General features: G+C 56.0%; 19 protein-coding genes, 2 tRNA genes and 3 rRNA genes. 7 read left to right on the plus strand and 17 right to left on the minus strand.

Annotated features, from left to right (window positions below; translation table 11 throughout):
• Nucleotides 1-100: 100 nt before the first annotated feature.
• On the minus strand, nt 101-1150 hold the full coding sequence (locus ACY8D3_RS14350; RefSeq protein WP_462379447.1) for a GGDEF domain-containing protein: 1050 nt from the start codon (nt 1148-1150) through the stop codon (nt 101-103).
• 266 nt (nt 1151-1416) lie between these two features.
• Here ACY8D3_RS14350 and ACY8D3_RS14355 point away from each other — a divergent pair, with 266 nt between their 5' ends.
• Nucleotides 1417-1623, plus strand: coding sequence for a hypothetical protein (locus ACY8D3_RS14355; protein WP_462379448.1), 207 nt, complete (start codon nt 1417-1419; stop codon nt 1621-1623).
• Between the two features lie 303 nt (nt 1624-1926).
• Here the strand turns inward: ACY8D3_RS14355 and otsA are convergent, their stop codons facing one another.
• Together otsA and otsB are read right to left on the minus strand one after the other, a co-directional pair.
• A complete protein-coding gene (gene otsA, locus ACY8D3_RS14360) occupies nt 1927-3333 on the minus strand; it encodes an alpha,alpha-trehalose-phosphate synthase (UDP-forming) (protein ID WP_462379449.1) in 1407 nt (468 codons plus the stop codon).
• On the minus strand, nt 3330-4112 hold the full coding sequence (gene otsB, locus ACY8D3_RS14365; protein ID WP_462379450.1) for a trehalose-phosphatase: 783 nt from the start codon (nt 4110-4112) through the stop codon (nt 3330-3332). The genes otsA and otsB overlap by 4 nt, the downstream gene beginning before the upstream one ends.
• A 154-nt stretch (nt 4113-4266) precedes the next feature.
• Here otsB and ACY8D3_RS14370 point away from each other — a divergent pair, with 154 nt between their 5' ends.
• On the plus strand, nt 4267-4779 hold the full coding sequence (locus tag ACY8D3_RS14370) for a phosphotransferase system, HPr-related protein (RefSeq protein WP_462379451.1): 513 nt from the start codon (nt 4267-4269) through the stop codon (nt 4777-4779).
• Nucleotides 4780-4800: 21 nt separating this feature from the next.
• On the opposite strand, the gene rimI is transcribed toward ACY8D3_RS14370, so the two are convergent.
• Entirely contained in the window at nt 4801-5253 is a 453-nt protein-coding gene (gene rimI / locus ACY8D3_RS14375) for a ribosomal protein S18-alanine N-acetyltransferase (protein ID WP_462379452.1), read from the minus strand.
• Entirely contained in the window at nt 5250-6086 is an 837-nt protein-coding gene (locus ACY8D3_RS14380; RefSeq protein ID WP_462379453.1) for a hypothetical protein, read from the minus strand. The genes rimI and ACY8D3_RS14380 overlap by 4 nt, the downstream gene beginning before the upstream one ends.
• A gap of 173 nt (nt 6087-6259) precedes the next feature.
• On the opposite strand from ACY8D3_RS14380, the gene mksB reads away from it, so the two are divergent.
• From mksB to ACY8D3_RS14400, 4 genes are all read left to right on the plus strand, one after another.
• Nucleotides 6260-7507 (plus strand): Mks condensin complex protein MksB, encoded by a 1248-nt coding sequence (gene mksB, locus ACY8D3_RS14385; protein ID WP_462379454.1) that lies wholly within the window; start codon nt 6260-6262, stop codon nt 7505-7507.
• Nucleotides 7508-7563: 56 nt separating this feature from the next.
• Nucleotides 7564-8220, plus strand: coding sequence for an Mks condensin complex protein MksE (gene mksE / locus ACY8D3_RS14390; RefSeq protein ID WP_462379455.1), 657 nt, complete (start codon nt 7564-7566; stop codon nt 8218-8220).
• Nucleotides 8217-11057, plus strand: a complete 2841-nt coding sequence (mksF, locus tag ACY8D3_RS14395) for an Mks condensin complex protein MksF (protein WP_462379457.1) — start codon at nt 8217-8219, stop codon at nt 11055-11057. The genes mksE and mksF overlap by 4 nt, the downstream gene beginning before the upstream one ends.
• 216 nt (nt 11058-11273) lie before the next feature.
• Nucleotides 11274-11540: a DUF2790 domain-containing protein gene (locus ACY8D3_RS14400; protein WP_462379458.1), complete on the plus strand. Its 267-nt coding sequence runs from the start codon at nt 11274-11276 to the stop codon at nt 11538-11540.
• A gap of 726 nt (nt 11541-12266) precedes the next feature.
• Here the strand turns inward: ACY8D3_RS14400 and rrf are convergent.
• The 11 genes from rrf to ACY8D3_RS14455 form a co-directional block, all read right to left on the minus strand.
• Nucleotides 12267-12382, minus strand: a 5S ribosomal RNA gene (gene rrf / locus ACY8D3_RS14405).
• A gap of 139 nt (nt 12383-12521) precedes the next feature.
• Nucleotides 12522-15413 (minus strand): 23S ribosomal RNA (locus ACY8D3_RS14410).
• Between the two features lie 237 nt (nt 15414-15650).
• Nucleotides 15651-15726 (minus strand) — tRNA-Ala (locus ACY8D3_RS14415).
• Nucleotides 15727-15757: 31 nt separating this feature from the next.
• A tRNA-Ile gene (locus ACY8D3_RS14420) sits at nt 15758-15834 on the minus strand.
• 94 nt (nt 15835-15928) lie between these two features.
• Nucleotides 15929-17464 (minus strand): 16S ribosomal RNA (locus tag ACY8D3_RS14425).
• Together the 16S, 23S and 5S rRNA genes with 2 tRNA genes alongside form the textbook arrangement of a ribosomal RNA operon.
• Before the next feature lie 533 nt (nt 17465-17997).
• Entirely contained in the window at nt 17998-18618 is a 621-nt protein-coding gene (msrQ, locus tag ACY8D3_RS14430; protein ID WP_462379459.1) for a protein-methionine-sulfoxide reductase heme-binding subunit MsrQ, read from the minus strand.
• Complete coding sequence (gene msrP / locus ACY8D3_RS14435) at nt 18618-19619, minus strand: protein-methionine-sulfoxide reductase catalytic subunit MsrP (protein ID WP_462379460.1); 1002 nt, start codon at nt 19617-19619, stop codon at nt 18618-18620. The genes msrQ and msrP overlap by 1 nt, the downstream gene beginning before the upstream one ends.
• 58 nt (nt 19620-19677) lie before the next feature.
• On the minus strand, nt 19678-20493 hold the full coding sequence (pssA, locus tag ACY8D3_RS14440; protein WP_462379461.1) for a CDP-diacylglycerol--serine O-phosphatidyltransferase: 816 nt from the start codon (nt 20491-20493) through the stop codon (nt 19678-19680).
• A 152-nt stretch (nt 20494-20645) separates the two neighbouring features.
• Nucleotides 20646-21662, minus strand: coding sequence for a ketol-acid reductoisomerase (gene ilvC, locus ACY8D3_RS14445; protein ID WP_462379462.1), 1017 nt, complete (start codon nt 21660-21662; stop codon nt 20646-20648).
• A gap of 47 nt (nt 21663-21709) precedes the next feature.
• On the minus strand, nt 21710-22201 hold the full coding sequence (gene ilvN / locus ACY8D3_RS14450; RefSeq protein WP_462379463.1) for an acetolactate synthase small subunit: 492 nt from the start codon (nt 22199-22201) through the stop codon (nt 21710-21712).
• Nucleotides 22202-22203: 2 nt separating this feature from the next.
• Entirely contained in the window at nt 22204-23928 is a 1725-nt protein-coding gene (locus ACY8D3_RS14455; protein WP_462379465.1) for an acetolactate synthase 3 large subunit, read from the minus strand.
• A gap of 395 nt (nt 23929-24323) precedes the next feature.
• On the opposite strand from ACY8D3_RS14455, the gene ACY8D3_RS14460 reads away from it, so the two are divergent.
• Nucleotides 24324-24761 (plus strand): DUF4124 domain-containing protein, encoded by a 438-nt coding sequence (locus ACY8D3_RS14460; protein WP_462379466.1) that lies wholly within the window; start codon nt 24324-24326, stop codon nt 24759-24761.
• On the opposite strand, the gene ACY8D3_RS14465 is transcribed toward ACY8D3_RS14460, so the two are convergent.
• Nucleotides 24762-25097: a YqcC family protein gene (locus tag ACY8D3_RS14465; RefSeq protein WP_462379468.1), complete on the minus strand. Its 336-nt coding sequence runs from the start codon at nt 25095-25097 to the stop codon at nt 24762-24764.
• Between the last annotated feature and the right edge of the window lies 1 nt (nt 25098).

Below are 25098 nucleotides of genomic sequence, written 5' to 3' on the forward strand. Positions count from 1 at the left end.
GACTGAAAGCCCGTCGCCGATGGCGGGCTTTCGCCGGTGCAGCCTGACGGCCGTTCTCTGTTTAAAGCCTGGCGCTTTGTCGTACCGACCTAGAGGACGTTCACTCGGCGATCACGATCTGGTCCCGGCCACCCGCCTTGCCTCGATACAGCGCCAGGTCGGCACGCTCAAGTGCGTCCGAGAAGGTTTCACACTGTTTGAACTCTGTAATCGCCAGCGTCGCCGTGATCTTCAGAGAGCCCTCCGGAAGCTCACCAACCCAGTCTCGAGTACGTGCCATGACCCTCTCTGCGAGGGCCCTGGCATCCGGCAGGCGTGCAGAGGGCATCAGAATGAGAAACTCCTCACCTCCCCAGCGTGCTGCAAGGTCGGTTGCCCTAACGTTAGCGGATATGGCAGCGGCAATGCGCTGCAGCACGATATCACCCCGCTCGTGCCCATAGCGGTCATTGATAGCCTTAAAGTGATCTACGTCCAACAGGACGAGGGCGAGCGCATCATCCTTGCTACCCAGCTGGTTCAGATGGTCGAGGATACGACGGCGAGTGTAGAGGTCTGTCAGACTGTCTCGATTCGCAGCATGGAAGAGCTTGAGCTGCATGGACAGCGCGAACCGGACCGACAGCGCAGTCGAGTGCAACAGCAGCGCTATCGCCCCGATGATGTTGATGACGGCAATCACCTCAAGCAGTTGAGGATCGATCTGACTATGGGTTCCTGTCTGGTGCCGCCACATGAACCCTACGGCGGCAACCAGCAGGATCGTCAGGCTGAAGAACCAACGCGCCCACGGCCTTTGCTGAAGGCTGAAAGCAACGATCGGCACGATACAAAACAGATAGAAGTAGAAGTTGCTTTCCCACCCCAATCGCCACGTGGCAAGCGCGGCGTGACTGATCACTTCGATACTGAAGATCAAACCCGCCATGGTGAATCGTGAGTGAGACAGAGCGTGCAAGCAGACAATGTACGCGAGCACACTGAAGCCATTGCCCACGAGTAGCACGGACTCATCCAGCAGAAAAAACAGCCCGAACAATACAACATGGATGGTCAGTGCAATTTTTACAATTGGCGTAACGTGGGTCCAGAAATGACTCGTTGCGTCCTGAAGCACCTTGGCACGATCAGTAGGCGACAGGCTTTGCATGCATAGGACTCGCGCAGTCGGGTTCAAAACCGCAGAGATTACGCTACTAGGTATGGGTACTACGCGCACAATGTCCCCACCGCGCGCTTCGGTCCGCTGGACGGCAGTACAAAGGCGCAGCGGCGCATCACCATTGCCTATTGCCTATTGCCTATTGCCTATTGCCTATTGCCTATGGCTATCGGCTCAACGACATTGAAGACGAATACTCTGCGGCCTCAAAATAACCGTCCCGCACCATTCATTGCTTCTTACCCAAGGTCACCATGAGAGACGATTTCGAGAACATTCGTGCTGAGCGCGACGTACCTACGCATCGGGCTAATGCGCAAACCGAACGCTATGCAGGGCTGTGGAAGCAAATTGCGTTGGGCATATTCGTCGGATTCGGGTTATTAGGCGTCGTGAGCACGCTGGGCTGGTTTCTACTATCAAAGCTCGCACTGGGCATGCTGCAAATCAACATCCCATGAGGGATCGGCGGGGCGCCACTTGCCGGTGTCAAAAAATCCTGACTGGCGTATTTGCTTTCACATAATTTTGACAGTAGGAAGCGCACAGTTAACCCAGCTGAACGGATTCGGCCTCCTCTTGGTGTGTAAATAGCCCGCTATTTTTAGCGGGCTTTTCTTTGCCTGGGTGTTGCTGCCGAAACGACAAAGGCCCCGAAGGGCCCTTGGCAGGATTGAACACTTTTAGACTGGCAGTTCACGCTGGGGCGGCCGGCTTCGTCTCACAACCGCACGATGCGATGGGTGAACCGGCTCACAGCCCCTTCAGACGGCGTGAACTGCCCACCCCTTTGCAGCCGCGCGATGCGCCCCTCCCCTCAGGTCGCGTACGAAGTTATCACGCCAGGTCGCAAGATCGTTTTTGCGCATGATCCGCATCATGTTCTCCCAGCGGTCCTTGCGCTCTGCCAGTGGCATCCTCAACGCTCGGTCCAGCGCCTCTGCCATCCCGACTCTGTCGTACGGGTTTACGATCAACGCTGATGTTAGCTCGCGGGCTGCTCCTGCGAATCGAGACAATACCAGCACGCCGGGATTCTCCGGATCCTGAGAAGCCACATACTCCTTGGCTACCAGGTTCATGCCATCCCGGAGCGGCGTAACCAACCCGATTGCTGCACCACGAAACAGCCCCATAAGCACCTTGCGGTCGTGGCTCTTGTTGAGGTAGTGAACAGGCATCCAATCCAGATCCGCGTACCGTCCGTTGATGTGTCCGGCCTGCGTTTCGAGTTGCTGGCGGATGTGCTGATAGGTATGCACATCGGAGCGCGAGGTAGGCGCAATCTGGACGAACTCGACTTCACGGTGGTGCTGCGGGTACTGGGCAAGCAGCTCTTCATAGGCCTGGAAGCGCTCGACAAGTCCTTTGGAATAGTCGAGGCGATCAACACTGATAATCGTGCGGCGAGGCTCGCCTGACGGGCCCCTGCCCGATATGTGTCGACGGCCCTTGTAGCCTGCGGCAAGCTCTTGAATCTCATCAGGCATAACGCCGATCGGATACACCGCGGCCTTGAATGTATTGCCATAGGCCGTCATGGTCCCGTCCTTTCCGACAAGGCCACGCACTTCGCGGGTGATGTAGTCCTCGAATGCTTGTCGATCCACTTCGGTTTGAAAACCAATCAGATCGTACGCGCACATCGTCTTGAACAATTCGTTGTGCGGCGGGATGGACGTGAGCGTCTCAGGCGCCGGAAACGGAATATGCAGGAAATAGCCGATGCGATTGCGAATGCCGAGCTGGCGGCATTCGTCGGCGAATGGGATCAAATGGTAATCGTGGACCCAAATGACATCGTCAGGCTTGAGCAGCGGCTTGAGCTGTTCTGCGAGCATGCGGTTTACACGACGATAGCCTTCGTACTCCTTGCGGCGATACCGGGACAGATCGACCCGATAGTGGAAGGTGGGCCAAAGCGTGGCATTCGAGAAACCACGGTAATAGCAGTCGTAGTCACGCTTTGTAAGCCCGAGCGTTGCGTAGGTGATGCTGCCATGCGTCTCGCACGACAGCATCGGATTGCTGGTTACCTCGCCGTTCCAACCAAACCAGATTCCGCCCGACTCCTTGAGCGCGTCATACACGCCAACGGCGAGCCCGCCGGCAGCGACCTTGCCCTCCTTGATTGGCGCGACGCGGTTGGATACCACTACCAAGCGGCTCATCTTGGGCCTCCCGTTTCCAGAGTGTGTTCTGTGTCACTCGCGACATAGGCGAGCAAATCATCGAGCCACTGGCCTACGGCTGCCACTGACTCCAATCTATGCTGGGCGACCGTTGCGCCCTCCCCGATCTTGATGGAGATACCACCCAGTGCGTTGACTGCTTCGAACCCGGCCTCATCAGTCAGATCGTCGCCGAGGAATACCGGTGTTTTTCCAGCGAAGGGAGGCTCTTTCAGGAAAGTCTTGATGACTTCGCCCTTACTGGCGCCTTTGGGTTTGAGCTCGAAGACAAATTTGCCAGGTTGCACTACCAGGCTTGGGTAACGCTGGACCATGGCCTCTGCCAGCAACCGAACATCGGACTCGATATGGGGCGCCTGACGGTAATGAAGTGCAAAGGCAATGCGCTTGTTCTCGACCATCAGTCCAGGTATCCGAAGGGCCGCAGCGTCCAGCTCGGCTTCAAGCGCTGCGCGCTGTGTATCTTCGACAGCCAAAGAGTGTAGATAGCCATCAGCCGTGCGTCGCTCCGCACCGTGCACACCCGCTGCGGGCATTACAAGCGGCTGCAACAAGGTATCGAGCTGGGACAAAGGCCGGCCGGATACCACCGCAACCGCCCCGCCAAGCGATTGCAGGCGAGAAAGTGCGTGGTGCGTAGTACCCGGAATGAAGACCAGTTCAGGACGGGGCTGGATTTCGGCCAGCGTTCCATCAACGTCGAAGAAAAATGCGTAGTCGCGGAGGCTTAGCTCAACGCTAGGAATTGATTCGCTCATGCTACTGAGACTTATGACAAATCCCCAGCGTTCCAGCGGTTATGGGGATTCCTTTCATTCCCTGGCTGAATGGTCGGCTTCGGTCGGCTCGTCTGTAGGAATGAATCTTTGCCCGATCGCCCCAGTCCGAATTTGCGAACAGGTTGATGAGGTAATGACCATGACCACCGATCGTAAACCCTACATCCCTCGCGAAATCGACGACATCGAGGATCGGATGGGATCGATGGACCAGCTGGATTTCAGTGATCGCCAGGACGACCGCGAGGGCCGCGTAGGTGATGCTCGCCCTGAGGACGAGATTTCGCAGGAATTTCCTGATGAGCGCGTCCAGCAGGCCGGCATGACCGGCGGTGAGGCGCTGGGCTCGGGTATTCATGAAGACGGTGTAACGCTGGACGATGCCAGCCCTGAAACACTACTGGACGAAACAGGCGCCCGCTCTCCGCGCGAGCGAGGTGATGCGTATCCAGCCGATAAGACACTGACCGAAGTCGATGCTGCAGACATCGGCGGTGGGACTGGATTGGACGAAGCGGAGCTGGGCCGTCGCCACCCGTTGGATAACAAGGAATGGGACGGTAATCCAGACGACCCCCTGCAGCCTGAAACGGCCGCAAGCGTCGATGATGAACTCGACGGTGAAGATGCTATTCGGGATCGCTAACGCGGCAAGTGAAAAGACGCCTTAGTCAATGAGCGTACACGCCATGACCAAGGCGTCCTCACGACCGCCGACCGCTGGATAGTAGTCACGACGCCGGCCAATTTCGTTGAAGCCATATCGCTCGTAAAGCCGATAAGCTGGGCCATTGCTGGCTCGTACCTCCAGAAAGCACTCCTTGGCGTTCAGTTCAGCCGCACGAGCCATCAAGTGCTCGAGCAAACACAGACCAAGGCCACGCCCTTGGCTTTCCGGCTTCACCGTTATATTGAGCAGGTGCGCTTCGTCGACGATGATGTTGATCACCCCATGCCCCACTTGCTGGTCGCCATCAAGCATCAACCAACATTCGTAAGACTTTAGAGCGTCAAGATAGATGCCTCGCGTCCAGGGATGCGAAAAGGCGGCGTATTCGATCTTCAGCACCGCATCCAGATCCGCCTCGATCATCCGGCGAAAAGTTACTGCATCACTCATTCGTGTCGTTCCAGCCAGCATTGGCGAACTTGCTTCATTGCTTTCCACAGAGACGCCTTGCGTTTGGGATCTTCCATCAGCACTTCGAGGCCAGGTAACGCCCAGGCTGATCCAATCCCCTCAATCTGCAGCGTTTGGTCGTAGCTCGACTCATCACCGTTCCCGGCGAAGCGGACCGCAGGCAGCCCGACGAGCCATAGACACTGACATCGGTCTCCGGCCTCCATTCGGCCAGCGACGAAGCCCTGAACGTAATCACGCGCGGCGTCCGGACCCTGGTCGAAGTTTCTGCCTGTGAATTGAGGCCACCGTACAGGCTCACCGATCCACTGAGGGCTATCTGGAAGGCCTGCTGCGCGCAGGATATCTCGGAGCAGCAGATACGCTGGGTCACGGCTCTGGAACGGCTCGCCGGTCGGCAACTCGACCATCAACAAGCAGGCACCGGCCCGAGCAAGCTGGAGCGAGAAGCGAGGCGGCGGCAGACTTTCTACCGGTGTTGGCTTTGACGGCTCGCGCTGCTCGACAGGCGACGCAATAGGTGCCGGCGGCGATGCGGCACCACGCTTGATGTCCTGCTTCAAACGCTCCACGATCGACTGAACAGGCGCACCGGCTGGGCGTACCGCCATGGGTGCATCGGTTTTTTGCGGCTGAGATTCGGCTTGCTGGTGTCGTTCTGGAGCAAGCGGCTCTGCTTGCGGGCACTCCACTTCGACAAACTGCAACAACTCAGGCCGCGATGGAGCGGCAAACGGAAGTTCACATCGGGGCAACCAGGTCGTGACCTGCATCGCTTCGAGGTACGCCCGACGGCGGCTTTCTTCGATCATGCGACCCTTGAGTTATCCGATGGCTGTTCTGCGGGCGGCAATTGTCGCTGGAAACGGGCGGTACGCAAAGCGTGGTGATCGTTTAATCCGGCAACGCGGCCTCCGATCGAGAATCGCTGAGTGACGCGGCGGGCTGAAGTACAATCCGCGCTTTTTCCAGAAGTACGTCGCCGATGATCGATCCCAAACGCGTACTGCGCGCTCTTGCCGAACACTGGTCGCTCTTGGAACCGCTATGTGAGCGCTTCGATGGCGGCACGCTCAGCCTTCCCGAGTTGCGCGCTCAGCTTAGTGCGCAGCTTCCCGACGCCACCGCAGCGGATATCACCTCACTGCTGGACCAGTGGATTCGTCTGGACATTCTCGTGCCCGTAGCGAAGAGCCCTAATCGATTCGAGCTGAACGCGCAGATCCACGACTTCCTCGCTTACCTGCGCCGTGAGCACCGGCTCGGGCTATGCCTTGAAATCGAAGCCTATCTACGACACCTGGAGCGCCTGGCGGGCCATATTCAGGACGCGTTCGAAATTCGTGACGGTCAGGACCTGGCCAGGCAGCTGCGTTTGCTGGACATGCGCGTTCGAGACGTTCTCAAGAAGCTGGATAACGACGAACAGGCACTGGTCGGTGTCGCTGAGCGGGCGAAGACCAGTGACCGGAAGATTCCGCTTCGCCAACGATACGCCGAAGTATTGGCAACCTGGGATGAATACGTAGAACCGATGATCCAGCTTGTCGCCGCCGACGGTGCGTTCGAGCAGGGCGTAAGACGTGTCGAACAGGTTCTTCTGCGATTGTTGGGTGAGCAGCAGCGGCTTGGTCATCTTGTAGACGATGACCTGCTCCTTCGCACGCATGCCCGGATTCTTGAGATGCAAACCAACGCGCAGCTGACACTTCGTCGTGCGCGCGAACTGCTGCTTCCTCTTCGCGAAGAAGCCCGCCGCCATAATGCGGTGACCCGCGGCGCTGCCTTGGCCCTTTCCGTTATCCGCAAGCGCGGCCTGGATGCGGTCCCACAGGCGGCGTTGCCGCTATTTTCCAGGCCGCAAAGCAACTTTCTCGGTGCGGCCAGCCAAGTGGAGGCCTACGTCTACGCCTTGGCCAGATTCCAGCCCGCACCAGCCCAGTTCCCCAAGTCGACGGGCACACGTCGCCAAGGCTCGCCCCGCGCGCCCAAGACAGCACGGGAGATGATCGATCGTTGCGAACAGGCGCTACCTCTCCCCGACCTCATGACGTGGTTGCTCGAGCAGGAACCGGAAGGCGCCACGGACGAACTGCTGTATTGGTTCTCCAGGCTCTCCCGTGACAGCCGCTTCGAGCGGGAGCGACTCGACCGTCGCGAGTACCTGACAGCTAACCATCAGCTCAACCTGAGCTCCTACGCGCTTGTTCGCCGTCCCGCTGCGGAACACTAATTTTCATCGTGACGAGGCGCGACCTGCGCCTCGCTCAGCTATTCAAGAGTGCCGAGATGAATATCGATCTCAATGAAATGACACAGCTGGCACCCATCTTCCGCGAGCTGTTCAAGGGGTATCATCTATCCCGGAGCGAGCCAGAGTGCTATGCACAGCTCTCCACGATGCAAGACCAATATCGCGCACTGTTCAAAGCGCTCGGCTACGAACTGGTATGCGATCCACGGGGCTTTTATTACTTTGTTCCAGAGCAGGCGAGCGTAGGCGTGAACAAGACAGCGCAGCGGCTGGCGCTGTTCACCTTCATCCTTGTTGAAAGCCTCGCTGACCAGGGTCGCGATCCATTAACCGTGCTCGACGGCGGCAGCATTGGTCGAGACGAACTGCCCGCGCTGCTCGATAAATACCGTGATCTGTTTACCCAGGCCGAAGTAAGCACGCTCGAAGAGCTGGAAGAGAAAGTCATTCGCCGCCTCACGCAACTCGGCTTTGCAGAAGACAGCAATGGCGTTTACCGCTTTCTACCGCCAATGCATCGGTTTCTGGATGTCTGCCTGTCGGTTCAGCAGGACCGAGACCTTGCCGCGACTTTGCATAGCAAGGACCTGCCATTGGCTGCGCCGATTTGGGTCGAGACGGATCCGGAAGAATCATCCGAGGAGGACGCACTGGCCCGCGCCATTGCTGAAGAAAAGGAGTTCGAAGCATGAGCCAGGAACGCTACGGGATTCGTCGTTTCGCATTGTTGAACACTGCCGGCTACAGCCTCGGCGTGTTTCCGCTAGAGAACCCATTGTCGGTATACGGTGCGAACAACCTCGGCAAGTCGGCATCAATTAACGCACTTCAGTTTCCGATCCTGGCGCGGATGTCAGACATGAGCTTCGGCAAGTACAGCCTGGAGCAGTCGCGCAAGTTCTATTTCGCAACCGATACCAGCTACATCCTGGTGGAGGTAGCCCTACCCCATGGCCCCCACGTAATTGGGGTCGCCGGACGTGGCCCCGGCGGTGGTTTCGGCCACCAGTTTTTCGCTTATGCCGGAGAATTGAACCTTGAGCATTACCAAAAAGACGGTACCTGTTTGCGGCAGCGCGATCTCTTCAAAGCGTTGGAAGCGGACGGCATCGCTGCTTACGAACTCAAGCCTGACGAGCTGCGCAGGCTATTGGTCGGCGGTCACACCTCAATCCCGCTGGACCTGACGCTCATTCCCCTCAGGTCAACCAGTGAACAGAGCCTCAAGACATTCCGTGCGCTGTTCATCAACCTGCTACACATGCGGGAGATTACCGCCGCGAAGCTGAAGCAGCTGTTCCTGGATGCGTTCGAACACAGCTTGCGCTCGGGAAGCGTCGACTACATAGCCGCAACGGAAGAAGCGTTCCGCGACGTCCGCCGGATGGAGGGAGATTATCAATCCCTGGTGGCAGCGGGCCCACTCATTGAAGCGTTGGCATCCGGCGTCACGCAGCGCGACATCCTGCGCGGCAAGCTACACCGCCTCTCACCTCTTTTGGACTCCCTGCTAGGCACTTGGCAAGACTATTCGGGCGACCGAAAGGCTGAACTCGTTGCGCAAGCAGAGCACTTCCAGCAAGAGCAAGACGGACTTCAGCGCGGGCAGCGCGATAGTACCCACGAGCTGATGCGACTTGAACGGGAAATCAACGATATACAACGATGGCTTGGGGAGCTGGCGGTCCTAAGAAATCGCTTCGCGCTCGTGGACGACGTGAAGGTACTGGAGCAACAGCTACTCGCTGCGAAGGATGCTCATGACGAACTGGCCGGCGCGCTTGCACAGGCGCGCCAGTTTTCTTCAGACGACATTGATGAGCGTGTGCGGGATTTGGAGAAACGCCTGAAGGCAGTTCGTCTACAGCTCGACCATGCCGACAATAATAGTTACTCCCGTCTACGCGAGGAATTTTCGCAGCAGGACGTGGATCGCTTAATGCGCCTGTTCAATGGCCAGCTCTTCAGCCTCCCGCTTGGCGAAAAAGGAATCGCCCTGGACGAAGATGGCGTGTGGGTAAAGTCGCTGGAATCTATTCTCGACGCGTTCAAGGGCGAGCAATTCGAAGTACCTGGGCTTTCTATCGACCTATCCGCCATCGACCCGCCAGCCCTACAAGCGCTGGCGGATCGGGTGGCATTGCGCGACCAGAAGGATCGCCTGGAGCGAGAACTCAAACAGCTCAAGGCGCAGCAGGCGGTTGCAGCAGACAGGTCTGCCAGCAAGGCGCATGCTGAGACACTCTACCAGGCTGTCCTGGATGCCCAGAAAGCTCTTGAGGACTACCGCAGAGCTGAAACCCTTTCCGCCGAAGAGCCTTCCAAGCTCGAGGCGTTGGCCGAAGCAGAAGCACGACGGGACGTATTGCAACGCTCAAACGATGCCTACGCAGAGCGCGTCCAGCAGCTATCAGCCAAGCTGCAACTGATCGGTCGCCAGATCGCTGACCTTGAAGCGCGCGAGCGCACCTTGGACGACGCGCTGAGGCGTCGTCAGCTGCTTCCGGCTGACCTCCCCTTCGGCACACCCTATATGGATTCGGTCGACGACTCCATGGACAATCTTCTTCCGCTTCTGAATGACTATCAGGACAGTTGGTCGGCACTGCAGCGCATAGATAACCAGATTGAAGCGCTTTACGCACAGGTACGACTTAAAGGCGTTGCCAAGTTCGATAGTGAAGACGATCCCGAGCGACGGCTTCAACTATTGGTCAACGCGTACGCACATCGCCAGGACGAAGCCTTGACTCTCGCCAAGGCCCGTCGTGCTGCAGTCACCGACATTGCGCGTACGTTGCGAAACATACGAAGCGACTACGACAACCTCGAGCACCAACTGGCACTGTTCAATCGCGAGATCAATAAGCGCCAGGTCTCTAACCTGCAGAGCTTCCGTATCGTCCTTGCCCCCAACAAGGACGCGCTTCGCCACATTGACCAGATTATCCACAGTGCCGGGAAATACGAAGAAGGCGAAACACTGTCAGTCTTCGATCTCAGTCAAACTGCCGAGCAGGACGCCAAGAACGAAGAGGCCAAGGAATACCTTGCACGGCTTGTCGCGGCCAATCAGAACCAGCTGGGACTAAAGGACCTTTTCGAGCTCGCATTTGAGATTACGAAGGTTCATGGCCAGCCGGTCATCCATACGGATATCGACGGGGCAGCCTCGAACGGCACTACGATGACGATCAAGGCGCTGACTAACATGTATCTGTTGCTTCACCTGATGGACAGGGATCAAGCAGGACGTGTACGTCTGCCCTACTACCTAGATGAAGCGGCGGACATCGACGAGCGAAACCAGCAGGCGCTGATCGAGACGAGCCTGCAGCTCGGATTCGTCCCGATTCTGGCATCCGTCAAGCCCCAGGTATCAGCGCATGTCGCTATCGACCTAGAGGGAGGAAGCGGACCAGCCGGCATATACATCGACGAAGCTGATTGGAAGTACATTCGCCCGAGAGAGGACAGGCCGAAACCGTCTTCGGTAGCGGAGTCGGCAGAGCAAGCGGAGATTGCTTAATACTGGGACGCCGGCTTTGCCGGCGTTTTTCATTCCCATGAGTAAAATCGGTGCATGTGAGACTTCCCATCGGAATCAAGATGTGTTTAGGTAATACTTACTAACAATTCTTTCAATTGTTCAGTGAGCTCCCTGCAGGGGTTTTATAGAGACGTAAGCGGCAGCCCCAGGCTGATGGGGCTAAGTCACCTTTCGATTCGAAGAAGGAATGCCTGCGTGAAAATCTCAAAAGCCGTCTCCACCTTGATCGCCAGCTTTGCTCCCTTCGCCTTCGCTGACAGTTCAAATGAAAAGCTGGGGCAGCATCTGCAACCGGAGCCCTACCAATACGGTATGAAGCTTGATGTCAAACAGGTGCTATATCGCACTGACAACTCAAGCAAGGTTGGCATTGCGCCGACCGAAATTGTCTACCGCGACAGCTCAGGTGCGCTTCACAAGATTCGCTTCCTGGAATGGGGCGGCCGTACGAGCATAAGTTAAAGGTAAGAATGGGGCGCGGGTACCGCGCTCCAAGCCTCGCTTCGGCCAACCTCTCGGTATCGCCCCCGGTTGGCCAAAGTCGACCAGAACGCGCTACCCTTTAGCGGCCGCTATTCGTCCGCTTCTCGCTTGTTTGCTATTGGCTCCCTTGGACTATCCCCTCCCAGCCGTCGCCTACGTGGCAACTCCTTCAGTAAGCTGAATACGCAGGGTGGCACTATCGTCTCCCACCGGAACCTCGTTCAAACCGCCACGATACCTCGTCGCTACAGCGTAATCTGCTGCAGATTACGCAGCGATAAGCGGGGGCGCAGTTGGCGGCTCTTGGCGTCTCCGCCTACCTCAAACCGGAGCGGTATTGTCTCGAACACAGATGTCCTGCCACGAATAGCAGTGTCCAGCTGGCTGGTACGGCGCGTTAGCGTCGATCCAGACCGGGATAGTTATGCGAAGCGTTTTGTTCGGGTGCTTTCCCGCGGACTATACCGCCGCCCCCTGCGGCACACATCAGCCAGGCATAAGGCAAGGCCTGGGCTGTTATAGAAGGCGGAATACAAGGACAAGCCCCTGCGCGCTTGTTGGGCTAATGAGCTCAACGCGCAGCCGCTAATAGCGCCCATTCTCGCCGCGTTGCTTGGACGTTCCGCTGCGTCCTTGGCGCTCCGGGCTTTTTCTGGCGCAAAGAAGAAACCCCAGCCTCTTTCGAAGTTGGGGTTTCGTATAGGAGCTTGACGATGACCTACTCTCACATGGGGAGACCCCACACTACCATCGGCGATGCATCGTTTCACTACTGAGTTCGGGATGGGATCAGGTGGTTCCAACGCTCTATGATCGTCAAGCAATTTGGTTGGGGAGTCGATATTGAGTCGCTTCCCCGAATTGGGTATGTGATGGATCGGTATACGAGTTCGCAAGCTTTCGGCTTGGTCGGCTTCGACCGCTCGCACCCATCTGCAAGGCAGATTGTTTGGGTGTTATATGGTCAAGCCTCACGGGCAATTAGTACTGGTTAGCTCAACGCCTCACAACGCTTACACACCCAGCCTATCAACGTCGTAGTCTTCGACGGCCCTTTAGGGGATTCAAGATCCCAGTGAGATCTCATCTTGAGGCGAGTTTCCCGCTTAGATGCTTTCAGCGGTTATCTCTTCCGAACATAGCTACCCGGCAATGCCACTGGCGTGACAACCGGAACACCAGAGGTTCGTCCACTCCGGTCCTCTCGTACTAGGAGCAGCCCCTCTCAAATCTCAAACGTCCACGGCAGATAGGGACCGAACTGTCTCACGACGTTCTAAACCCAGCTCGCGTACCACTTTAAATGGCGAACAGCCATACCCTTGGGACCGGCTTCAGCCCCAGGATGTGATGAGCCGACATCGAGGTGCCAAACACCGCCGTCGATATGAACTCTTGGGCGGTATCAGCCTGTTATCCCCGGAGTACCTTTTATCCGTTGAGCGATGGCCCTTCCATACAGAACCACCGGATCACTAAGACCTACTTTCGTACCTGCTCGACGTGTCTGTCTCGCAGTCAAGCGCGCTTTTGCCTTTATACTCTGCGACCGATTTCCGACCGGTCTGAGCGCACCTTCGTACTCCTCCGTTACTCTTTAGGAGGAGACCGCCCCAGTCAAACTGCCCACCATACACTGTCCTCGATCCGGATAACGGACCAGAGTTAGAACCTCAAGCATGCCAGGGTGGTATTTCAAGGATGGCTCCACGCAAACTGGCGTTCACGCTTCAAAGCCTCCCACCTATCCTACACAAGCAGGCTCAAAGTCCAGTGCAAAGCTACAGTAAAGGTTCACGGGGTCTTTCCGTCTAGCCGCGGATACACTGCATCTTCACAGCGATTTCAATTTCACTGAGTCTCGGGTGGAGACAGCGCCGCCATCGTTACGCCATTCGTGCAGGTCGGAACTTACCCGACAAGGAATTTCGCTACCTTAGGACCGTTATAGTTACGGCCGCCGTTTACCGGGGCTTCGATCAAGAGCTTCGCTTGCGCTAACCCCATCAATTAACCTTCCGGCACCGGGCAGGCGTCACACCCTATACGTCCACTTTCGTGTTTGCAGAGTGCTGTGTTTTTAATAAACAGTCGCAGCGGCCTGGTATCTTCGACCGGCATGAGCTTACGGGGTAAACCCTTCACCCTCACCGGCGCACCTTCTCCCGAAGTTACGGTGCCATTTTGCCTAGTTCCTTCACCCGAGTTCTCTCAAGCGCCTTGGTATTCTCTACCCGACCACCTGTGTCGGTTTGGGGTACGGTTCCTGATTACCTGAAGCTTAGAGGCTTTTCCTGGAAGCATGGCATCAACCACTTCTCCTTCTAAAGAAGGATCGTCATCAGTTCTCGGCCTTAACCACCCGGATTTACCTAAGTGATCAGCCTACAACCTTAAACTTGGACAACCAACGCCAAGCTGGCCTAGCCTTCTCCGTCCCCCCATCGCAGTAACCAGAAGTACGGGAATATTAACCCGTTTCCCATCGACTACGCTCTTCAGCCTCGCCTTAGGGACCGACTCACCCTGCGTCGATTAACGTTGCGCAGGAACCCTTGGTCTTTCGGCGTGGGTGTTTTTCACACCCATTGTCGTTACTCATGTCAGCATTCGCACTTCTGATACCTCCAGCAAGCTTCTCAACTCACCTTCACAGGCTTACAGAACGCTCCTCTACCGCGTCATCAAAGATGACACCCGTAGCTTCGGTGCCTGGTTTGAGCCCCGTTACATCTTCCGCGCAGGCCGACTCGACTAGTGAGCTATTACGCTTTCTTTAAAGGGTGGCTGCTTCTAAGCCAACCTCCTAGCTGTCTGAGCCTTCCCACATCGTTTCCCACTTAACCAGGACTTTGGGACCTTAGCTGACGGTCTGGGTTGTTTCCCTTTTCACGACGGACGTTAGCACCCGCCGTGTGTCTCCCATGCTCGGCACTTCTGGGTATTCGGAGTTTGCATCGGTTTGGTAAGTCGGGATGACCCCCTAGCCGAAACAGTGCTCTACCCCCCAGAGTGATACATGAGGCGCTACCTAAATAGCTTTCGAGGAGAACCAGCTATCTCCGAGCTTGATTAGCCTTTCACTCCGATCCACAGGTCATCCGCTAACTTTTCAACGGTAGTCGGTTCGGTCCTCCAGTCAGTGTTACCTAACCTTCAACCTGCCCATGGATAGATCGCCCGGTTTCGGGTCTATACCCAGCGACTAAACGCCCTATTAAGACTCGCTTTCGCTACGCCTCCCCTATTCGGTTAAGCTCGCCACTGAATATAAGTCGCTGACCCATTATACAAAAGGTACGCAGTCACCTAACAAAGTAGGCTCCCACTGCTTGTACGCATACGGTTTCAGGTTCTATTTCACTCCCCTCTCCGGGGTTCTTTTCGCCTTTCCCTCACGGTACTGGTTCACTATCGGTCAGTCAGGAGTATTTAGCCTTGGAGGATGGTCCCCCCATATTCAGACAAGGTTTCACGTGCCCCGTCCTACTCGTTTTCACTTCAAGGATCCTTTCGTCTACAGGGCTATCACCCACTATGGCCGCACTTTCCAGAGCGTTCGACTAAAATCCAAGAAGCTTAAGGGCTGGTCCCCGTTCGCTCGCCACTACTAAGGGAATCTCGGTTGATTTCTTTTCCTCAGGGTACTTAGATGTTTCAGTTCCCCTGGTTCGCCTCTTGCACCTATGTATTCAGTACAAGATACTCAGCTTATGCTAAGTGGGTTCCCCCATTCAGAGATCTCCGGGTCACAGGTCATTTGCCACCTCACCGAAGCTTATCGCAGGCTATCACGTCTTTCATCGCCTCTGACTGCCAAGGCATCCACCGTATGCGCTTCTTCACTTGACCATATAACCCCAAGCAATCTGGTCATATGTCTCGAACGTGAAGACGACATTCGCCGAAAACTTGCGCTTGAACTCGCAAATTTTACCTTGACTCGAATAATCACCAGTGAAAGAGATTATTCGGTCTACTTCTATCACATACCCAAATTTTTAAAGAACGGTTCTGGCGCAAAGTCCAGAACTCAACATCCCACCAAAGCGGATGCTCAGTTCTGAGCTTTTCAAGCGATTCGAGTAATGGTGGAGCCAAGGAGGATCGAACTCCTGACCTCCTGCGTGCAAAGCAGGCGCTCTCCCAGCTGAGCTATGGCCCCAATGGTTCGACCGGCCTAGCCCCTCGACAATTGGTGGGTCTGGGCAGATTCGAACTGCCGACCTCACCCTTATCAGGGGTGCGCTCTAACCAACTGAGCTACAGACCCAATCTGTCTCACTCTCGGGTCTAAAACCCAATCGCTTTCGCAAGTGAATCAAGCAATTCGTGTGGGAGCTTATGAAGAAGCTGATGTCTTCGATTAAGGAGGTGATCCAGCCGCAGGTTCCCCTACGGCTACCTTGTTACGACTTCACCCCAGTCATGAATCACTCCGTGGTAACCGTCCCCCCGAAGGTTAGACTAGCTACTTCTGGAGCAACCCACTCCCATGGTGTGACGGGCGGTGTGTACAAGGCCCGGGAACGTATTCACCGTGACATTCTGATTCACGATTACTAGCGATTCCGACTTCACGCAGTCGAGTTGCAGACTGCGATCCGGACTACGATCGGTTTTATGGGATTAGCTCCACCTCGCGGCTTGGCAACCCTTTGTACCGACCATTGTAGCACGTGTGTAGCCCTGGCCGTAAGGGCCATGATGACTTGACGTCATCCCCACCTTCCTCCGGTTTGTCACCGGCAGTCTCCTTAGAGTGCCCACCCGAGGTGCTGGTAACTAAGGACAAGGGTTGCGCTCGTTACGGGACTTAACCCAACATCTCACGACACGAGCTGACGACAGCCATGCAGCACCTGTGTCTGAGTTCCCGAAGGCACCAATCCATCTCTGGAAAGTTCTCAGCATGTCAAGGCCAGGTAAGGTTCTTCGCGTTGCTTCGAATTAAACCACATGCTCCACCGCTTGTGCGGGCCCCCGTCAATTCATTTGAGTTTTAACCTTGCGGCCGTACTCCCCAGGCGGTCAACTTAATGCGTTAGCTGCGCCACTAAAATCTCAAGGATTCCAACGGCTAGTTGACATCGTTTACGGCGTGGACTACCAGGGTATCTAATCCTGTTTGCTCCCCACGCTTTCGCACCTCAGTGTCAGTATCAGTCCAGGTGGTCGCCTTCGCCACTGGTGTTCCTTCCTATATCTACGCATTTCACCGCTACACAGGAAATTCCACCACCCTCTACTGTACTCTAGTCAGGCAGTTTTGGATGCAGTTCCCAGGTTGAGCCCAGGGCTTTCACATTCAACTTACCAAACCACCTACGCGCGCTTTACGCCCAGTAATTCCGATTAACGCTTGCACCCTCTGTATTACCGCGGCTGCTGGCACAGAGTTAGCCGGTGCTTATTCTGTTGGTAACGTCAAAACTCACAGGTATTAACCGTAAGCCCTTCCTCCCAACTTAAAGTGCTTTACAATCCGAAGACCTTCTTCACACACGCGGCATGGCTGGATCAGGGTTTCCCCCATTGTCCAATATTCCCCACTGCTGCCTCCCGTAGGAGTCTGGACCGTGTCTCAGTTCCAGTGTGACTGATCATCCTCTCAGACCAGTTACGGATCGTCGCCTTGGTGAGCCTTTACCCCACCAACTAGCTAATCCGACCTAGGCTCATCTGTTAGCGTGAGGTCCGAAGATCCCCCACTTTCTCCCGTAGGACGTATGCGGTATTAGCTCGAGTTTCCCCGAGTTATCCCCCACTAACAGGCAGATTCCTAGGCATTACTCACCCGTCCGCCGCTCGCCGGCGTCCCGAAGGACCCGCTGCCGCTCGACTTGCATGTGTTAGGCCTGCCGCCAGCGTTCAATCTGAGCCATGATCAAACTCTTCAGTTCAAATCAATCCGGGTTTTGAGAAAACCCTAAACTTGGCTCAGCAATCGCAAATAAACTCTCGAATTCACGAGTGTTACTTGTGTTGCTGATAATCAGTCGACTATCAGTCTTACATCACAAGCACCCACACGAATTGCTTGATTCCGTTGTTAAAGAGCGTTTCGAACCAGTCTTTCGTCTCGTTCGAGGCCGCGCATTCTACAGCAGCCTTTCAATCTGTCAAGCTTTTGTTTTTCGAAATCTCTTTCTACTCAACCGCTTGCCGCTTTCGATTCAATCTGTCTCGTCAGCGGGAGGCGAATCTTACAGCATCCTGAAACGCTGTCAACCCCTCTTTCAACGCTTTCGATCATCTTGACCGAAGCCACCAACAAGACCCTAACCGCTACCTTGTCAGCCCGGCGCATTCTACTCGAATCCGCCGCCAGCGCAACCCTTAATTTCGCCTAACTCTTTGATTCTCAAGGAGTTTCAGCTTCGGTCTGCGCCGGAAGTGGTGCGCATTATAGACACCCAAAACGAGGCGTCAACACTTAATTTGAACTTTTTGTGGCCAGAGCGAATTTCTCACGCCTCTCCTTCAACATAGCGGCTACTACAGGCACCCGCAGGACGATGAGGCCGATGAAAACCGCACAATATATAGCCCACTCCCCGACGTCCGACCGAACTATCCACAACATATGAAGTAGCGCTAGAGCCACGGCCACGTACACGAGGCGGTGAATCCGCTTCCAATTCCGCCCAAGCGCGCGCATAGCACGGCGATTCGACGTCGCAGCGAGCGCTAATAGGCAAACGAAGGCTAATAGCCCTACCAAGATGTATGGTCGACGCTGTATCTCTTCACCGAGGCGAAGCCAGTCGAATCCGAGAATGAATGTGAGATACGCCAAACCATGAAGCAGTGCATAGGCAAACGACCAGAGCCCTAGCTGACGCCTGAAGGCGACCCACTTCCAGCCGGTTAATTGCTGCAGTGGTGTCATACATAGACTTGATAGCACCAAAGCGAGCGCCCATTGCCCGAGATTAAGGATGATGACGCTTCCCGGATCCGGGCCAAGGGCGAAAATCGATGCCTGATAAATCCAACGGCATGGCGGAACCACCAGGCCAATGAATAGGAGGAATCGCAAGCGAGGATGTGGCATCAGTAGTTCGTCCGCAGGTCCATGCCGCTATAGAGCGATCCGACCTCCTCTTCATAGCCATTGAATAATCGTGTGTCTTGAAGGTTGGGAGAGAACAGGCCACTTGGAAGTCGGCGTTCCCGCGCCTGCGACCATCGAGGATGGTCTACCTCCGGATTCACATTCGCGTAGAAGCCATACTCGTTTGGCGCCAGGGCCTGCCAGGTTGTCATCGGCTGCTCAGCAACGAAGCTTATCTTCACTACCGACTTGATGCTCTTGAAGCCGTACTTCCACGGCACAATCAGCCGTATCGGAGCGCCATTCTGATTGGGCAGAACACGCCCATACATTCCAACCGCAAGCAACGTTAGCGGGTTCATCGCCTCATCCATGCGCAACCCTTCTACGTACGGCCAATCAATCAAAGCGAAGTTGGACCGGACCCCTGGCATCGCATCCCGCTGAACCGCCGTTTCCATACGGAGATACTTCGCACTGGATAAGGGCTGTACCCGCTGGATAACGGATGAAAGCGGTACACCCATCCATGGGATGACCATCGACCATGCCTCGACGCACCGGAGTCTATATATGCGTTCTTCGAGCTGGTAATTTGCCAGCAACGAAGCAATGTCGTATTGGCCGGGTTTTTCGACCTCGCCGTCAATGAGCACGGTCCACGGTTCGGTCTTTAATCCCTTCGCATTGCGGGAAGGATCACTCTTGCCGGTACCAAACTCGTAGAAATTGTTATAGCCCGCCGCGTCGGCAAACGGCGTTACAGTCTCCTGAGGGGTCACTGCGCTCCATTTGGTGGAACCCAGTTTATCCTCGAACCATGATGGCCCATACGTGGCAGGCACATTTTCGTAAGGTTGCGCGGTCGCTAATGAAGGAAGGGTAAGCCCGGCGGCAAGCGCGGCCGATGCTTCTATGAAGCGGCGCCTACCAAGATAGACAGCCTCGGGCGTGACTTCAGACTCTGTGGCGATAGAACGGGGCGGTGTTTTAATCAGCATGCTCAGCAACCTCTAGCTTTAAGCAAACTGTAGACGCCGCCCGTTACAGCCTATTCCATCAATTGCGCTTACGACGCTGCAGCTGGACGAGGTACTGAATCGGCCCTGAAGCCGCATATGCCAGGAAGATAAGCAACAGAATGCGCGGCGGATCGCTGAATACCACCGCAAATACCAATACGACAGCCAAGATCGCCACGAAAGGTACCCGCCCTCTCAGGTCCAGATCCTTGAAGCTGTAGTAGCGGACGTTGCTTACCATCAACATGCCCGCCGCAGCCACTAGCACCGCAACGACAAAGGCCATGTTGGAGCCTTGAATCCCGAAATCGCTGAAGGCCCACACAGTGCCCGCTACGACCCCCGCTGCGGCAGGACTCGCCAAGCCCGTGAAGTAGCGCTTGTCGGCCTTGCCGATCTGCGTGTTGAACCGCGCAAGGCGAAGCGCTGCGCCAGCAACATAAATGAAGGCTACCATCCAGCCTACTTTGCCCAAGCTACCAAGTGCCCACTCAAAAGCCAGTATGGCTGGCGCCATGCCGAATGCGATCATGTCGGACAGCGAATCGTATTCAGCGCCAAAAGCGCTTTGGGTGTTGGTTAATCGCGCTACTCGACCATCAAGGCTATCTAGCACCATCGCAACGAAAATCGTCGCAGCAGCCACATAGAAATTTCCATTGATGGCATTGATCACCGAGTAGAAGCCAGCGAAGAGGTTTGCCGTCGTGAACAAATTAGGAAGCAGATACACCCCGCGATGCCGGACCTTTCGGCCATCCGCCTCATGGACCTCCTCGATATGCTCATCGATCGGAAGCAGACTCTCTGGTGGAGAATCCTTGCCAGGGGTCTCGTCGGGACGTTCACTCATGCTATTGGGACCTTACAACGTAACCGTGATTTATTTTCGGACACCCCTACGACCGCAGCGGTTCGAATAGGGCTGCCGCATGCTTTATACCAGAGCTTTCCGCGCCATGAAAAAACGCGGCCTAAGCCGCGTTCCTTTATGCCCGACCTTGATCAGTTCTTCGACTTGTCGACGATCTTGTTCGCAGCGATCCAAGGCATCATGCCACGCAGACGCTCACCGACCTGCTCAATCGGGTGGGCTGCATTGTTGCGGCGGTATGCCGTCATCGACGGGTAGTTACCGGCGCCTTCACTGATGAACATCTTGGCGTATTCGCCATTCTGGATGCGCTTCAGTGCATTGCGCATAGCCGCACGGGACTCATCGTTGATGACTTCAGGACCGGTCACGTACTCGCCGTACTCGGCATTGTTCGAGATCGAGTAGTTCATGTTGGCAATGCCGCCTTCGTACATGAGATCCACGATCAGCTTGAGTTCGTGCAAGCATTCGAAGTACGCCATCTCAGGCGCATAGCCGGCTTCAACCAGCGTTTCGAAGCCGGCCTTGACCAGCTCGACGCAGCCACCGCAAAGAACAGCCTGCTCGCCGAAGAGGTCGGTCTCGGTCTCGTCCTTAAAAGTGGTCTCGATGATACCGGAGCGGCCGCCGCCTACGCCGCATGCGTAGGATAGCGCGAGGTTCTTAGCGTTGCCGGATACATCTTGAAAGACTGCAATCAAATCCGGAATACCACCGCCCTTCACGAATTCAGAGCGAACGGTGTGACCTGGTGCCTTCGGCGCGATCATGATGACATCCAGGTCAGCGCGCGGAACGACCTGATTGTAATGAATGGAGAAACCGTGTGCGAAGGCGAGGGTCGCGCCCTTCTTCAGGTTCGGCTCGATCTCTTCCTTGTACAGCCGACCCTGAAATTCGTCTGGCGTCAGAATCATGATGACGTCGGCTGCGGCAACAGCAGCCGGAACATCAGATACTTTCAGGCCATGTGCCTCAGCCTTGGCGATCGAGGACGACCCGGAACGCAGACCGACCGTTACATCTACGCCGGAATCCATCAGGTTACAGGCGTGTGCATGGCCCTGAGAGCCGTAACCAATGATGGCGACTTTCTTACTCTGGATGAGGGAAAGGTCGCAGTCTTTATCGTAATAAACTTTCATGAGGATCCTCTGTTCGCCGCTAGGCGTTTGTAGTTGGTTTTTTCTTATCAGACGCTAAGCACTTTGTCGCCGCGGGAAATGCCTGTGACGCCGCTGCGCACGGTTTCCACGATAGCGGCTGTGCCAATCGCCTGAATGAAGCTGTCGAGCTTGTCGCTAGTCCCGGTCAGCTGGATCGTATAGGTACTGCCGGTCACATCAACGATCTGCCCGCGGAATATGTCAGTAGTGCGCTTGACCTCTGCACGCTGAGCACCAGTGGCCTTGACCTTGACGAGCATCAGCTCGCGCTCGATATGTGCGCTTTCGGACAGATTCACCAACTTGACCACCTCAATCAGCTTATTGAGGTTCTTCGTGATCTGCTCGATCGTCTCGTCATGACCAATTGTTGTCAGTGTCAACCGCGACAGTGTCGGGTCTTCCGTGGGTGCGACAGTGAGCGTTTCGATGTTGTAATTGCGCTGAGAAAACAGCCCTACAACGCGTGACAGTGCACCAGGCTCGTTTTCCAACAGCAGGGAAATGATATGCCTCATGATCAGGTCCGCTCCGTCTTGCTCAGCCACATGTCCCGCATCGAACCGTCACGGATCTGCATCGGATACACGTGCTCACGCGTATCGACTGCGATGTCCATAAAGACCAGCCGGTCCTTCATCGCGAACGCTTCTTCCATCATTGGCTTGAGGTCCGATAGCGAAGTGACGCGCATGCCAACGTGACCATAAGCCTCCGCCAACTTCACGAAGTCAGGCAGGGATTCCATGTAGGAATGGGAATACCGGCTGTTGTATTGCATGTCCTGCCACTGGCGGACCATGCCTAATACACCGTTATTCAGGTTGATGATCTTGACCGGCAGATCGTACTGAAGACAGGTCGACATCTCCTGAATATTCATCTGGATGCTACCTTCCCCCGTTACGCATGCCACATCGGCATCAGGGAAGTTGAGCTTGACGCCCATAGCAGCCGGGAATCCGAAGCCCATGGTCCCGAGGCCGCCCGAATTGATCCAACGGTTCGGCTTGGCAAACTTGTAATACTGCGCGGCAAACATCTGATGCTGACCAACATCGGACGTGATGTAGGCCTCACCGCGAGTGACTTCACAAAGCATCTCAACCGCCGCTTGCGGCTTGATGATCTGCCCGTCGCCATGATCGTAGGGGAAGAGCCCGCGCGAACCGCGCCACTCATCGATCTGCTTCCACCACGCCGCAACACCTTCGGACGCCTGGCCGAAACCAATTTCACGGACTATAGACACCATCTCCGTTAAAACGCTGTCCACCGGGCCAACGATCGGGATATCCGCTTTTATCGTCTTCGAGATCGAAGCCGGGTCGATATCGACGTGGATGATCTTCGCTGTTGGGCAGAACTTTGCCGCACCATTGATCACGCGATCATCAAAACGCGCTCCCACGGCCAGAATCACATCCGCATGGTGCATGGCCAGGTTGGCCGTGTAGCTCCCATGCATACCCAACATGCCGAGGAACTGACCATCCGTGCCCGGATAGCAGCCAAGGCCCATCAACGTGTTGGTAACAGGCAGGTGCAACATCTGCGCAAGCTCGGTAAGAGGCGCCGAGGCGTTGCCCATAATGACGCCGCCGCCGGCATAGACCACCGGACGCTTGGCAGCAAGAAGCGTCTCGGCCGCCTTGCGAATCTGACCCGAGTGTCCGCGCACCGCGGGATTGTATGAACGCAGCTTCGCCTTCTTGGGATAGACGTATTCGAACTTCTCCGCCGGATTGGTCATATCCTTCGGAATGTCGATGACGACCGGCCCGGGGCGACCCGACTTTGCAATGTAGAACGCCTTCTTCATGACTTCGGGAATTTCCGAGGGATGCTTGATCATGAAGCTGTGCTTAACGATGGGACGCGAGATACCGATCATATCGGTTTCCTGAAACGCGTCAGTGCCGACCATGTTGCTGGGCACCTGCCCAGAAATGACGACCATCGGAATCGAATCCATGTATGCCGTAGCGATACCGGTGATCGCATTGGTAGCGCCAGGCCCGGACGTAACGAGCACTACACCCGGCTCACCCGTGGCTCGGGCATAGCCGTCGGCCATGTGCGTCGCAGCCTGCTCGTGACGGACAAGGATGTGCGTGACTTCCTTTTCCTTGAACAGGGCATCGTAGATATGAAGGAGGGCGCCGCCTGGGTACCCATAGATATATTTCACGCCTTCGTCACGCAGGAAGCGGACGACCATTTCAGCGCCGGACAAGAGCTCCACGTTGTTCACCTCTGACACGCCAGATAGCCAACCAGGGGGCGGATGGCTCGGATTAGGTCTACTTGCCAGCAGAGCATGAGCGACGGTGGTCGCCGACTACGTCAGCATCACTTTGCAAGTATCGGGAAACTCCAAACTGTTGCGGAGTATCCCACCCAGCGCGAGGTAACGCGTTGCGGGTGTTGCGGAAGTCGGCACGGGTATGCGCCTCATGTCTGCCGAGCTGAGAGCGGCTTGCGGCCGACCCCACTACAGCGGACGTCGCATTGTTCCGGTTTCGAGAGCGTTCCGTCAACCCGCGAATATAATCTTTCCGAGTTATGACATCCGCTCCAATCTGCGCCTGAGCCTCTGATATAGTCGAGCCACAACGCAACAACGAAGGGATTTCAAACATGCGTCGCACTTACGCCGGCTTGGCCCTGCTCCTTATCACCTCGCCAGTGGCAGTCGCCGCCCAGGTCTACAAGTGGCAGGACGCCAATGGCAGCCTGCATTTCAGTGAGCTACCGCCCAACGGGGTTGAATCGTTGCGAGTCGATACTCGTCTGGCGCAAGCGAGCGGACCGACCACGCTCCCCCTCCCTCGGCTGGACAGCCAGAAGGCGGAAGACGAACAGCGCGCTATCGATGAAAGGGTGAAGGCCGAGGTCGCGGAGCAGGAGGCGAATCGCAATATGTTCTGCACGACACTTAGAACTAACCTTGCCCACTTGAAGAACAACCCACGCGTGCGTGTACAGGAAGGCGGAGAGCCGCGCAGAGTCACCGAAGAGGAAAGGCAGCAGCACATTCAGGACACCGAGAAGCGCATCGCTGACAATTGCTCGTGATCAATCTACCGGGCGGCCAGCAATCAGCTTGTCGAACCGACCCAGGGTGTCAACGAGCGAGCGGACCTGCACCGGCGTTTCGCGATAAACCACTTCAGCCATGACCCTGATACCCGAGGCGGCGGGTAACGCCTCGCCGCGCTCGATCAGCGTTTTCATCCTTGGCAGAAATATCCACTGTAGCCACTGCGCAAAGCTCAGTGTGTCGACGCAAAACGGCTCGACACTCGAAAGCGCCTCTTCGGAAGGCGCTTCAAGTTCCCACCAGCCCAACTGCCTCAATTCAAGCTCTATGAGCAGCAACTGATCTGCAATTTGATACGTGCGATCCGTCATT

The sequence above is a fragment of the Pseudomonas sp. Marseille-QA0892 genome, from assembly GCF_054950135.1.

Bases quoted from the DNA above. Each gene is read 5' to 3' on its own strand.
- ACY8D3_RS14350 (WP_462379447.1), bottom strand. From the start codon at position 1,150: ATGCAAAGCCTGTCGCCTACTGATCGTGCCAAGGTGCTTCAGGACGCA.
- ACY8D3_RS14355 (WP_462379448.1), top strand. From the start codon at position 1,417: ATGAGAGACGATTTCGAGAACATTCGTGCTGAGCGCGACGTACCTACG.
- otsA (WP_462379449.1), bottom strand. From the start codon at position 3,333: ATGAGCCGCTTGGTAGTGGTATCCAACCGCGTCGCGCCAATCAAGGAG.
- otsB (WP_462379450.1), bottom strand. From the start codon at position 4,112: ATGAGCGAATCAATTCCTAGCGTTGAGCTAAGCCTCCGCGACTACGCA.
- ACY8D3_RS14370 (WP_462379451.1), top strand. From the start codon at position 4,267: ATGACCATGACCACCGATCGTAAACCCTACATCCCTCGCGAAATCGAC.
- rimI (WP_462379452.1), bottom strand. From the start codon at position 5,253: ATGAGTGATGCAGTAACTTTTCGCCGGATGATCGAGGCGGATCTGGAT.
- ACY8D3_RS14380 (WP_462379453.1), bottom strand. From the start codon at position 6,086: ATGATCGAAGAAAGCCGCCGTCGGGCGTACCTCGAAGCGATGCAGGTC.
- mksB (WP_462379454.1), top strand. From the start codon at position 6,260: ATGATCGATCCCAAACGCGTACTGCGCGCTCTTGCCGAACACTGGTCG.
- mksE (WP_462379455.1), top strand. From the start codon at position 7,564: ATGAATATCGATCTCAATGAAATGACACAGCTGGCACCCATCTTCCGC.
- mksF (WP_462379457.1), top strand. From the start codon at position 8,217: ATGAGCCAGGAACGCTACGGGATTCGTCGTTTCGCATTGTTGAACACT.
- msrQ (WP_462379459.1), bottom strand. From the start codon at position 18,618: ATGCCACATCCTCGCTTGCGATTCCTCCTATTCATTGGCCTGGTGGTT.
- msrP (WP_462379460.1), bottom strand. From the start codon at position 19,619: ATGCTGATTAAAACACCGCCCCGTTCTATCGCCACAGAGTCTGAAGTC.
- pssA (WP_462379461.1), bottom strand. From the start codon at position 20,493: ATGAGTGAACGTCCCGACGAGACCCCTGGCAAGGATTCTCCACCAGAG.
- ilvC (WP_462379462.1), bottom strand. From the start codon at position 21,662: ATGAAAGTTTATTACGATAAAGACTGCGACCTTTCCCTCATCCAGAGT.
- ilvN (WP_462379463.1), bottom strand. From the start codon at position 22,201: ATGAGGCATATCATTTCCCTGCTGTTGGAAAACGAGCCTGGTGCACTG.
- ACY8D3_RS14460 (WP_462379466.1), top strand. From the start codon at position 24,324: ATGCGTCGCACTTACGCCGGCTTGGCCCTGCTCCTTATCACCTCGCCA.
- ACY8D3_RS14465 (WP_462379468.1), bottom strand. From the start codon at position 25,097: ATGACGGATCGCACGTATCAAATTGCAGATCAGTTGCTGCTCATAGAG.